Origin of the sequence: Novosphingobium resinovorum (assembly GCF_036352595.1) — a bacterium.
Classification (GTDB): Bacteria; Pseudomonadota; Alphaproteobacteria; order Sphingomonadales; family Sphingomonadaceae; genus Novosphingobium; species Novosphingobium resinovorum_B.
Genome location: NZ_JAZFAX010000034.1, coordinates 1 through 12131, shown reverse-complemented (window position 1 = coordinate 12131; position 12131 = coordinate 1). Strand labels below are relative to the sequence as shown.

Sequence of the window (12131 nt, the reverse complement as noted above, 5' to 3'; positions counted from 1 at the left end):
GCGGCAGGCTGAACACACACTATTTCGAGGGAGCGAAACGATGGGTAACCTGAAGACGGCGGGCACGGGCCTGCTCGCGCTGCTGGTGGCGGGCGCGGCGCCGACCGCGCTCCACGCGCAGGAGGCGCTGGGCGCCAACTACAACGAGCATTTCGAGGACGTGGACTATCACGAACTGGAAGAAGCCCATGCCCGCTGGGTGCGCATCTTCCTGCCGATGCCGCAGGTCGATGCCGGCGCCGCGCAACACGGCGCGGTGCGCACCATCCTCGAGGTCGGCACGCGCGGCTATCACACGATGCTGACGCTCAAGTTCCCGTACAACCACAAGGACTTCCCCAAGCCCGGCTCGCCCGCGATGGACCGGGAACTCGCCCGGGTCGATGCGGTGCTGCCGCTGGTCATGGGCAAGATCGACATCCTCGTCATCGGCAACGAGCCTTTCATCGAGAGCCGCAAGGAAGACTGGGACGAAGACTTCAGCCTCTTCTACGAGACGATCGCCAGGCGCGTCATCGCCTACCGGCAGCAACGATGCGGGGCGGACTGCAAGACCCGCCTCTACATGGGCGCGCTCAACCAGATGTGGAAGCCGGCGTGGCGCACGCCGACCACCGAGCGGTGGATGGCCTTCGTCAAGGCGACGCCCGAGATCGACGGCGTCAACATCCATCCGCACGTCAACGATATCACGGATTCGAAAGCCTTCCTCGACTACATCCTGCCGCGCATGCGACCCGACCAGAAGTTCACGGTCACCGAGTTCTCGCTGGTATGGTGGTGGGAAAAGCAGATGCAGCAGCCGGTCTCGCCCGCCTATGCGCAGCGCTACAAGCTGCTCGCGGGCACCCAGAACTGGCAGGTGATAGCCGCCGCGTTGAAGGAGCCCTTCCCCAAGGCGCAGTGGGACGACTTCCTGCGCCTCAGCCCATGGTTCGAGGAGCACAAGCATTACATCCGCGACCAGATGAAGATGTTCCGCGACACGGGCAAGCTTGCCGTCGCCACTTACGGCTTCAAGCAGGGCAGTTCCATGTCGGCGCAATGGGGACCGAAGAAGACGCCGTGGCTCATCAACAGCGTATTCGCCGGACGCACGATCAAGCCCGACGCGGACGGTAGCAGCGCTCCCAACTACGCCTGGATCGACGACTTCATCGCCGAACAGAAGGACTGACGACTTGCAAAAGACACTGCTCGCCGGCGCCGCCGCGCTGATCCTGCCCTGCCTCGTCGCGCCTGTCGCGGCACAGGAGGCGAAGGTCAAGGTTGCCCCGAAGGTCGCCGACGACATCTTCCTCGACCACCCCTCGATGGACCGTAACGCTGCGGTCATGCCTGCACTGGATGCGAAGCCGGTCACCCCGCTGTTCCACCAGCGCGCGATCGGCGATGCCTCGATGGCGAGGCTGCCGGACGGCGGATGGATCCTCACCGGCACTACGCTGCGCAATGGCGATCGCCACGGTGTCGAGTTGTGGACCTCGGCAGACGGCAAGGCGTGGAAGAAGATCGGCCCGGCCAGGATCACCGGCCCTGGCATCACCCCCGGCGACGTCGCCGAGCGCTACCTCGCACCCTCGGTGACGGTCGCGGGCGAGCGCCTCTACCTCGCCTTCGCCGACAAGACCGGTTGCGCACGTATCGCGGTCGGCGCGGCGGCAACGCCGGGCGGGGACTTCACCGCATCGCCCTGCCTCGTCGACGGGGCCGAGGACGTCTCGCTGTTCGTCGACCGCGACGGCACGGGCTACCTCCTGTGGGGCGGCGGCCAGATCGCCAGGCTCGCCCCCGGCTTCGCCAAGCTGGCCGAGAGCCCGCGCTTCCTCAAGCCTGATCAGGCGCTGTTCGCGCAGCATCCCCCGGTCGGCAAGGACTGGCCCGTGCGCACCCATGTCGGCCGCCGCGGCGCGACCATGGTGCGCGAGGGCGACCGCTACCTGCTGGCGGCGAGCGAAGTGACCGGCCGCCTGCGCACCGCGACCGAGGACGTCTTCGTCGCCGAGGCGCCCACGCCCTACGGCCCCTTCACCATGCGCATGCTGGCCGCACCGCACGCCGGCAAGCCCTCGATCGTCCGGCTCGACGACGGAACCCTCGCCGCCGTCTACAACCCGCGCTGCGAGGATGGCTTCGCGCTGTTCTGCGAGCAGGTCGGCCTCGTCCCGCTCGAGCGCGCGCCGGACGGGCGGCTGCGGCAAGCGTCCTCGGTCATCACCGAGGACAGCGCGGTCGCCTCGCGCCACGCGCTGGTCACCAGCGAGACGATCCGCGATCCTTCCGTCACGCTGGGTGGCGATGGCTTCTACTACCTCGCCGGAACATTGGGCGGCTTCGGCAAGCAGCGTCCCGACGGCGGCGTCAAGCTGTGGCGCTCGGCGGATCTGGAGAAGTGGGACGAGGTCGGCTTCGTCTTCCACTGGGAGGGCATGGGCTACGACTTCAAGGACCATGTCGCCGAACTCTGGGCGCCCGAAATCCACTGGAGCAAGAAGGACAAGACCTTCTACCTCGCCTTCTCGGTCATGGAGCGCGGCGTCGGCGGCAAGACCTGGCTCTACCGCTCGACCTCCGGCAAGGCCGAGGGCCCCTATGTCAACACCACCGGCAGCTTCCTCGTCGAAGGCATCGACGGCTTCCCGTTCGAGGACGACGACGGCATGTACTTCCTGTGGGGCGGCGGCAGCATCGGCAAACTGAACGCGAAGCGCAGCGGCTTCGATGGCCCGGTCCGCAAACTGGTCGACGTCGATGGCGACGCGGTGGGATACGAGGGCAACGCGCTCATCAAGGCGGACGGGGTCTACTACCTCACCGGCGCCGAATGGAACGGGCCGCTGCGCACGCACGGCACCTACGACATGATGTACGCCACCTCGAAGACACTGATGGGTCCCTACAGCCAGCGGCGCCTCGGCGCTCCTCACGGCGGCCACGGCACTCCCTTCCGCGACAAGGAAGAGCGTTATTGGTACACCATGTTCGGCAACGACGTGACCGCGCCATGGCGCATGCATTTCGGCCTCGTGCCCATCGACATCGGCGATCCCGAGGCGATCGGCGTTCCGCGCCTCGACGCCAGCGGCAAGTGACAAGCGGAATATGGCGGCAAAGCGCCATTTCCCCACCGAGATCGAAAGTGCGCGCTCAAAGGTTACTATTTATAATATTAATACTTGACGCCCCTTATTTTCGTTCTTTATCAGGCAGCAACGGCCGCGCCACAACCCGACAACGGGAGTGGCCGGCATTCACCGACATCTGCTTCCCGGTGTCGGAAATGGGGGAAGTTTGATGCTGAATTCCAGGGGCGCCCGCCGCATCCTCATGCTCGGAGCCGGTTTTGCCGCACTCAACGCCGGTGTGGCGTACGCACAGGATGCACAGAACGACACCGAGACGACACTGGCGGAGCCCGAGGCGGGCCAGGACATCGTCGTAACCGGCATTCGCGCATCGCTGGCGAACGCCCTGGGCGAAAAGCGCAACACCGTGAACATCGTCGACGTCATCAACGCCGACGACGTGGGCAAGCTGCCGGACCAGAACCTTGCCGAAGTGCTGGAGAACATCTCAGGCATCCAGATCGACCGTGCGCAGGGCGTGGGCAGCAACGTTTCGATCCGCGGCTCTTCGCAGAACCTCGTGCTCATCAACGGCCGGGCCACGACGCCTTCGGGCGACAGCCGCGGCGGCATCAGCTTCGGCGACGTTCCGGCCGAGCTGATCGCCTCGGTGGCGGTGACCAAGGTGGCGACGGCGGACCAGCTTGAAGGTTCGGTGGGCGGCATCGTAGACCTGCGCACCTACAAGGGCCTCGGCCTCAAGGCGCCGATCGCCTCGATCCGCACCGAGATGGAATATGCCGAGTATTCCGAGAGCTACAATCCGCGCATCTCCGCCGTCTTCGGCAAGAGCTTCGACACCGGCATCGGCGAGATCGGTGTGGTATTGTCCGCCGGCTACAGCAAGCAGACCGTACGCGAGGATGCGCTGAACGTGCGCTACGCCGCGCGCACCACGGTGGACCTGGACGGCGACGGCACCAGCGATCCGTACCTGCGCCCCAACTACGCGCAGCAGTTCAACACCGTGCGCGACCGCGAGAACAAGTCGCTCACCGGCTCGATCGAGTGGCAGGCATCTCCCGAGCTCAAGCTCTTCGTCGACGGCACGTACATCGACCAGTCGGTGACGGGCGCGGAATACGGAGTCTTCTTCCACCAGCCCAGCGACATCTCGGAACTGCCGTATCTCTCGCAGGCGCAGATCGACCCGATGAGTTCGGGCGGGTTCGACTACCGCCTGATGACCAGCGGCCTCGTGGGTGACACCCGCCTGCGTTCGCGCAACAACAGCCCCACCCGCTTCACCGAAAGCTACATCGCGGCTGCCGGCGGCGAATGGACCAGGGGTGCGCTCAACGTGAAGTTCGAGGCCAGCCGCGCCGGGTCCACCAGCGACGAGGCGGGCTTCGAGATGGTGTCGCAGTACAGCGATCCGACCGGCCCCAACTTCAACAACGAACGCGGCAAGATCAGCCCACCGGTGATCCTGGAGATGACCGACGACCTGCTCTACTTCGCGCCCGAGCCGTCCAGCCCGCTGTGGGCCAACAAGGCGAACCCCGCCTACTGGAGCGCGTTCATCGCGCGCGACAACGAGACGCGGTTCCGCAACGTCGAGAACGCCCAGCGCCTCGACCTGAAGTGGGATGCGGACCTTGGCCCGCTGCGCTCGATCGAGGTCGGCACCCGCCTCAACCAGTCCAATTCGAAGCGTGACCGCTTCACGCAGGCTTCGCGCACGTTCCCCGGCTTCAGCGCCGCGCAGCGCCCCGACCTGTTCGACATCGCCCAGGACGACGTCTTCGCTGACACCGGATACCAGTACATCGGCGGCTTCGTCGTGCCCGCATCGGTGACGCAGGATCCGACTGCCGCGCGCGAAGCCTTCGGCCTGCTGCCGGTGGCGCCGCAGGACTATGCGGCCAGCTTCAAGGTAAAGGAAAAGACGGTCGCGCTCTATGCCAAGGCGAACCTCGATACCGAGATCGCGGGCATGGCTGTGCGTGGCAACGCGGGCGTGCGCTGGGTCAGCACCGACCAGACCACCATCGGCAACGCGATCTCCAGCGGCGTGATCTCGCAGATCGTCGACAAGAAGAACTACAAATACTGGCTGCCGAGCGCGATGCTCTCCATCGAACCGATGGACAAGGTCACCGTGCGCGCGTCCTACGGCCGGTCCATGCGCCGCCCCGACTTCGCGCAGCTTTCGCCTTCGGTGAACTTCCCGCTGGTGGGCGACGTCTACGTCGGCACCGGCAATCCCGAACTGAAACCGCAGACCGTGGACCAGTTCGACGCGGCGGTGGAATGGTACTTCGATCGCAACTCGATCCTGTCGATCGGCGGCTTCTACAAGAAGTACCACGACCTCGTGACGACCGTGGCGATTTCGCCCACGCTCATCGACCCTGCCCGTGGCCCCTTCGATCCCAACAACTGCGCCACCGGCATCTTCAACCCGGTGGCGGTGGACCTGACCGGAAACGTCGGCAAGTGCGTCGGCGTGAACCAGCCGCAGAACGCGGGCGGCGCGACGCTGAAGGGCCTCGAAGTGGCCTTCCAGCACAGCTTCACCTACCTGCCGGGGTTCCTCGACGGGTTCGGCGTCATTGCCAACTACACCTATCAGGACGGCAAGCGCGACGCGACCTTCACCGTGCCCGGCATCGTGGCGGGTGGCGGCACGGCGGCGGTGCTTCCCCTGCCCCTGCGCGACCTTTCGAAGAACAACTACAACATCACGCTGTTCTACGAAAAATACGGCCTGAACGTGCGCGTGCGCTATACGAAGCGCGATCCGTTCCTGCGGACCGAGGCGACCGACCTCAGCAACAACCTGCCGTGGTATCAGGACGACCGCGCACAGGTGAACGCCAGCGTCTCCTACGACGTGAACGACCGGTTCGCCGTCACCTTCTCCGCGATCAACCTGACCAACGAGCCGAGCATCGAGCGCGCCATCTTCGCGGACGGCCCGATCGGGCAGTACCGCGCCGCCGACCGCCGCTTCGTGTTCGGCGTGCGGGGCAAGCTGTAAGGGCGACTACGGGTCGTCGACGGGATGAGATACGAAAGGGAATGCGCATGAACCTTGGCAGAAGAACGCGCCGCGCCGTCACCTCGCTGCTGGCATTCACGATGCTGACCGGCGCGCCGCAGGCTTTCGCGAAGGAGGCTCCGGCCGCATCGCAGGCACAGGCGGCAGCTCGCCCCAACATCCTCTTCATCCTGATCGACGACCTCAAGCCCGCGATCCACGGCTACGGCGACCCGACCGCCATTACGCCCAACATCGACCGCCTGATCGCGCGCGGCACGCGGTTCGACCTTGCGTATGCCAACCAGGCGGTCTGCGCGCCCAGCCGCCTCAACCTGATGAGCGGGGCGCGTTCGACGTCCTCGGGCATCTACGATTTCGGCATGAACCTGCGCGACTTCATGCCGAACACGGTGACGCTGCCGCAGTATTTCATGAAGGCGGGCTACCGCGCGGAAAGCATGGGCAAGGTCTTCCACATCGGTCACGGCACCGTGGGCGACCCGCAGAGCTTCTCCGTCCCGCCGCACAAGGACCACGTCATCGAATACGTCTCGCCCGAGGCGCTGGCGGTGGGCCACACGCGCGAGGAGGCGTTGTTCAACGAGTTCGAACTGCCGGACGAGGACGTCTGGGAATTCTCGCGCACGTTGCCCAAGGGCGTCGCCTGGGAAGACCCCGACGTGCCCGACGACGCCTATGCGGACGGGCGGACGGCGCAATATGCCATCGGCCGCCTCGATGCGCTGAAGGGCTCGAAGCAGCCGTTCTTCCTCGCGGTCGGCTTCGCGCGCCCGCACCTGCCGTTCTCGGTGCCCAAGAAGTATTGGAACATGTACGATCCGGCGAAACTGCCGATGCCGCAGTTCGAGCGTATGCCCGAAGGCGCGCCCGCCTTCGCGGGCAAGGTCGGCGGAGAGATCAACGCCTATACCCCGGTCCCGCCGGAGACGCCCGAGGCGCAGTACCCCGATGAACTCAAGCGCAAGCTGATCCACGGCTACTACGCGGGCGTCAGCTATACCGACGCGCAGATCGGCAAGGTGCTCGACGAACTGGAGCGCACCGGCCTTGCCGAGAATACCATCGTCGTCCTTTGGGGCGACCATGGCTATCACCTCGGCGACCATGCAATCTGGACCAAGCACACCAATTACGAGCAGGCGGCGCACCAGCCGCTGATCTTCGCAGGTCCGGGCGTGGCGAAGGGCGCATCGACCCGCCAGCCCGCCGAGACGGTCGACATCTACCCGACGCTCGCGGCGCTGGCCGGGCTGCCTGCACCCAAGGGTCCGCAGCCGATGGACGGCATCAGCCTGAAGCCCGTGCTGGAGAACGGCGCGACACGCCTGCGCGGTTACGCCTACCACTTCTACAACCGCCCGCATCGCTGGGGCCAGGCGATCCGTACCGAGCAGTACCGCCTCGTGCGCTGGACCCACGACCAGACGGGGGAGCGGGTCTTCGAACTCTACGACCTCGTCAACGATCCGGGCGAAACCCGCAACCAGGCGGCGGACAAGCCCGAGGTCGTGAAGGAACTCGACGCCGTGCTCGACCGCCAGCCCAAACCCAAGCCGCTGCCCAAGCCGAAGGGCAAAGCCTGACCGCTTGCCCCGAGACTGCGGTTGACACTCGGGGGCGTCCTCGGGGACATGGGGCGGCATCTTGCCAAAGCAGACTGAGGTAGCAGGACGAGTGGAAGTGGAAGCGGCATCGACTGCGGGCATGGTCCTAATCCCCGCGGGCACCTTCACGATGGGATCGGACAGGTTCTATCCCGAGGAAGCTCCGCTGCGCCGCGTTTTCGTCGACGCTTACTGGATCGACGAGATTCCGGTGACCAACCGACAGTTCGCGGCTTTCGTGGAGGCGACCGGCTACACGACGGTCGCCGAGATCGCGCCCGACCCCAGGGACTACCCCGATATGCTGCCGGGCATGGACCGTGCCGGGTCGCTGGTCTTCCACAAGAGCCCGGTCCCGGTCGATACCTCGAACCCGGGCAACTGGTGGCGGTTCGAATTCGGCGCGGACTGGCGCCATCCTCTCGGCCCCGGCAGCGACATCGAAAGCCTCGGCTTGTGGGACCATCCGGTCGTCCAGGTCGCCTATGCCGATGCGGAAGCCTATGCCCGGTGGAGCGGCAAGGAACTGCCCTCGGAGGCGGAATTCGAATTCGCCGCACGCGGTGGCCTCGAAACCGCAGACTATGCCTGGGGCGACACCCTGGCTCCGGACGGCGCGATGATGGCCAATTACTGGCAGGGCCTGTTCCCCTTTGCCAACCAGATGCTCGACGGGTGGGAGCGCACGTCCCCGGTCAGGGCATATCCGGCGAACGGGTACGGCCTTTTCGACATGATCGGCAACACGTGGGAGTGGACCAGCGACTGGTGGAGCGAAACCCCGCGAGGCGCCAGAAAGGCTCCTGCGTCAAAATCGTGCTGCACGGCCAAGAACCCGCGCGGCGCGAAATTGAGCGACAGCTTCGACCCAGCCCATCCCGGGGTCAGGATCGGTCGAAAGGTACTCAAGGGCGGATCCCATTTGTGCGCCGAGAACTACTGCCAGCGCTATCGTCCGGCTGCGCGGCACCCGGAAATGATCGACTCCGCGACGTCCCACATCGGGTTTCGATGCGTATCTCGCGGTAGTTAAACCTGAAAATTGTCCAAGCCTGACCGAATGGCCGCTTCCGAGTGCCAGAAGTGGGCCGCCGTACGGCGACAAAGGGCGCGTTGCTGCTGCTTCCTTGGCCGGTAGAGTCAGGAAGTGGCGCGGTGTCGTGCGGCGCGCCTGTGGGGCTTGCCAGACGATCCGTTTCCACTCCCTGCTCATCGAACCGGACATGCAGATCTCCCGCATCCGGCTCTCGGACAAGACATCACGCCTTCACCCACGGCGGGCTGCGGCCAAGTCGGCCAGACGCACGAGGCCAAAGCGCTCGTACAACTCGGGGGTGTGATAGGCTCCCGCTCGCTTTCGTCTGGTCTTGTGCTTGGCCCGAAGCCACCGGCATAACCACTGCTGCTGCAAAGGCCGTGGCAGTGACCGTACCCACGCCAGGTACTGAGGTGAGTAGGCGACAGCGTTGATCCGTGCCAGCCATAACAACCAGCTGCTTGGTCAACTCCGCCACGCGAAGCCGAATATCTCCCGGGGATAAGCGCCGGGCCGAGCGACCGCTACTCCGAACGGAAGGCCGCACAGGCGAACTGTGACGCCGTAGCCGATCTTACCTCGCGCGCTCTCCGCTGATGGGTGTCAACCGAACCGAGGATTTGCCCCCCCGTGTTGCCTGACCGAAGATTGTTACCGAGTTGAGCGACTGCAACATGCGCCACATCACCACCCGCCGCGGCGGGTGGTGATGTGGCGAGGCTCTTCATCCAGTCCCCGCCAAGGATGATCTGCCCGGTTATTTCTGCACGCCATGCCTTCACCGCCTTTTGGACCGTCCTCGCGCTTTTCAGCGGGAAGCGCGATGGATCCGCGTTCATGAGCCGCTCCAACACCGCAGCGGCCGAGATCGCCGGATCAGCCTCGAGCCAGACGCGGATTTGAGCCTCGAACGGATCGAGCATGTGCCCCCTTTTCGGGTAGGGCTTGGTCCGCCGGTAGGGGCGTCGATGTGTCGCGCGCATCTCACCTGCCTGCCAGGCGATCTCCAGATTTGCGGCGAAGCGCTGCAGGTCGATCACGACCGGCTCCTCAAGCTTGGCATTCAGCCCTCTGCGATCGACGCGCTTTCCCAGATCGTCCTGGGCCGCCCGGATTGCGGCGAACAACATTACGGGATCCTCTGAATCCAGCACCCGGCTCAGCCGCTCCTTGTCGGCCATGGCGACATTGGGATGCGCCAGCACGCGAGCGGCCGGCGGAACCGGCGGATGATATCGCTTGATGACACGCGCGCCGATCCGGGTCTTTTCCCGCAGCTTGAACGAGGGCTGGAACAGATTGCCGTGTAACCGCACCACGTCGTAAAGACGCGCCAACGACGCCGTTGCTTCCGCGCCCACGAACCTGCCGTAACCCACCAGGCATCGCACGATAGCGCCGTTTTTCTGCTCAACCCATGCCTGATCGTTCTTGCGGTATGCCCGGGACCGCGTCACTTCTAGGCCCTGACTGCGGCACCAGCATACCACCAGCTCGTTCATGAACGCGCTGTCGTTGTCGAAGTCGACGCCCAGGAGCGGGAACGGAAAGAGCTGCTGCGCTTGCCGGATCGCCCCAACTACAAGGCTGCTGTCGCGACTGCGGACCGGCACGCATTCGGTCCAGCCCGTCGCGATGTCGGTCAACACCAACGTTTGCACGAAGCTGCCGGATGACGAGGTGCCGGAATGGGCCACGAAGTCGACCTCGACAAAACCCGGCAGAGGATCGTCCCAGTCCCCAAAGGTGTTGATTGCCACTGAGAAGTGACCCGGGGTTTCCATTGAGAACTGACCCGGGTGGGCGTGGTTTATGTGCTGCCGTTTCCCGGCAGGTTCAAGATGCTGACTTCTCCTTTCTGGATTTGGGTGCAGCGGTGCTGGCGCGGAAGCGGAAGCTATCGTTCCCGGTTTCCAGGATGTGGCAGTGGTGAGTAAGCCGATCGAGCAGTGCGGTTGTCATCTTGGCATCGCCGAACACGCCGGACCATTCGCTGAAGCTCAGGTTGGTGGTGATGACGACGCTGGTGCGCTCGTACAGCTTGCTGAGCAGATGGAAGAGCATGGCGCCGCCCGATGAACTGAAGGGCAGGTAGCCCAGTTCATCGAGGATGAGCAGGTCGAGGCGTAGCAGGCGCTCTGCCAGCTGGCCGGATCTGTTCGAGGTCTTTTCCTGCTCAAGCGCATTGACCAGATCGACCGTGGAGAAGAAGCGGACCTTCTTGCGGTGATGCTCGACAGCCTGCACGCCCAAGGCGGTGGCGATATGGCTCTTGCCGGTTCCGGGGCCGCCAATCAGCACGACGTTGTCGGCGTTTTCCATGAAGTCACCCTGGTGAAGCTGGCGCACGAGGGCTTCGTTGATCTCGCTGGCGGCAAAGTCGAAGCCAGCCAGATCCTTGTACGCCGGGAAGCGGGCCGCCTTGATCTGATAGGCGATGGACCTGACCTCACGTTCGGCCATCTCTGCCTTCAGGAGCCCAGCCAGTATCGGCAAGGCAGCATCGAAGGCAGGCGCCCCCTGCTCGATCAGTTCGTCGGCGGCTTGAGCCATGCCGAACATCTTGAGGCTGCGCAGCATGACGATGACCGCGGCGCTGGCGGGGTCATGACGCATGGCGAATCTCCCTGAGCATGTCATAGCGCACGACATTGGCCTCGGGCTCTTGGGTCAGGCGCAGGGCCTGAGGTGCATCGATCGGCGAAGCTGGAGGCGCCTTGCCGTCGATAAGGCGATGCAACACGTTGAGAACGTGGGTCTTGGTGGCGACACCGGCTTCCAGAGCCAACTCGACCGCGCTCAACACAGCCTGCTCGTCGTGATGCAGAACGAGAGACAGGATCTCGACCATCTCCCTGTCGCCGCCTGGGCGCTTGAGCAGATGACTTTGCAATTGTCGGAAGGCTTCGGGCATCTCGAGAAAGGGGGCGCCATTGCGCAAGGCACCGGGCTTGCGCTGGATCACCGCCAGATAATGCCGCCAGTCATAGATTGTGCGTCCCGGCTTGTGATGGGATCGGTCGATGAGCCGGGGATGTTCGCACACGATCTGGCCTTCGGCCACAATGACAAGGCGATCCGGGTAGACCCGCAGGCTGACCGGCCGGTTCGCGAAGGAAGCAGGCACCGAATAGCGGTTGCGGTCGAAGGCGATGAGGCAGGTTGGCGACACGCGCTTGATCTGCTCGACAAAGCCATCGAAGGGCCGGCCCAGCGGCATCAGGCAGGAAACTGGGACTGTCAGGAATTTCGTGTACGGCGAGGCGGTTGATCATCAGGCCGTCATGGCCCTGATGAAACGTTCGCCGAAGAGCACGGCAAATTGCGCCTTTGCCATGTTCCACTCACGCGGCGGCATT

7 protein-coding genes and 1 pseudogene are annotated in these 12131 nt (G+C 64.7%); 5 read left to right on the top strand and 3 right to left on the bottom strand.

The features are described 5' to 3' along the window. The first annotated feature begins 40 nt into the window (after positions 1-40). The 5 genes from V2S85_RS22405 to V2S85_RS22385 all read left to right on the top strand — a co-directional run bounded on the left by V2S85_RS22405 (position 41) and on the right by V2S85_RS22385 (position 8769). Positions 41-1177, top strand: a complete 1137-nt coding sequence (locus tag V2S85_RS22405) for a hypothetical protein (RefSeq protein ID WP_277667901.1) — start codon at positions 41-43, stop codon at positions 1175-1177. Positions 1178-1181: 4 nt separating this feature from the next. Then, positions 1182-3092, top strand: coding sequence for a family 43 glycosylhydrolase (locus V2S85_RS22400; protein WP_330705029.1), 1911 nt, complete (start codon positions 1182-1184; stop codon positions 3090-3092). Positions 3093-3294: 202 nt separating this feature from the next. Further along, positions 3295-6108, top strand: a complete 2814-nt coding sequence (locus V2S85_RS22395) for a TonB-dependent receptor (protein ID WP_330705028.1) — start codon at positions 3295-3297, stop codon at positions 6106-6108. 47 nt (positions 6109-6155) lie between these two features. Further along, a complete protein-coding gene (locus V2S85_RS22390) occupies positions 6156-7715 on the top strand; it encodes a sulfatase (RefSeq protein ID WP_330705027.1) in 1560 nt (519 codons plus the stop codon). Between the two features lie 121 nt (positions 7716-7836). After that, a complete protein-coding gene (locus V2S85_RS22385) occupies positions 7837-8769 on the top strand; it encodes a formylglycine-generating enzyme family protein (protein WP_330705026.1) in 933 nt (310 codons plus the stop codon). A 527-nt stretch (positions 8770-9296) separates the two neighbouring features. Here V2S85_RS22385 and V2S85_RS22380 read toward each other — a convergent pair. From V2S85_RS22380 to V2S85_RS22370, 3 genes and pseudogenes are all read right to left on the bottom strand, one after another. After that, a complete protein-coding gene (locus tag V2S85_RS22380) occupies positions 9297-10532 on the bottom strand; it encodes an integrase catalytic domain-containing protein (protein ID WP_330705025.1) in 1236 nt (411 codons plus the stop codon). 76 nt (positions 10533-10608) lie between these two features. Beyond that, entirely contained in the window at positions 10609-11388 is a 780-nt protein-coding gene (gene istB, locus V2S85_RS22375) for an IS21-like element helper ATPase IstB (protein ID WP_271184779.1), read from the bottom strand. Beyond that, a pseudogene (locus V2S85_RS22370) lies at positions 11378-12001 on the bottom strand (Mu transposase domain-containing protein); the annotation flags it as partial. The pseudogene V2S85_RS22370 and the gene istB, both read right to left, overlap by 11 nt. Positions 12002-12131: the final 130 nt, after the last annotated feature.

Excerpts from the sequence above, each read along its gene's own strand:
- V2S85_RS22395 (WP_330705028.1), top strand. The coding sequence starts at position 3,295 with ATGCTGAATTCCAGGGGCGCCCGCCGCATCCTCATGCTCGGAGCCGGT.
- V2S85_RS22390 (WP_330705027.1), top strand. The coding sequence starts at position 6,156 with ATGAACCTTGGCAGAAGAACGCGCCGCGCCGTCACCTCGCTGCTGGCA.
- V2S85_RS22405 (WP_277667901.1), top strand. The coding sequence starts at position 41 with ATGGGTAACCTGAAGACGGCGGGCACGGGCCTGCTCGCGCTGCTGGTG.
- V2S85_RS22385 (WP_330705026.1), top strand. The coding sequence starts at position 7,837 with ATGGTCCTAATCCCCGCGGGCACCTTCACGATGGGATCGGACAGGTTC.
- istB (WP_271184779.1), bottom strand. The coding sequence starts at position 11,388 with ATGCGTCATGACCCCGCCAGCGCCGCGGTCATCGTCATGCTGCGCAGC.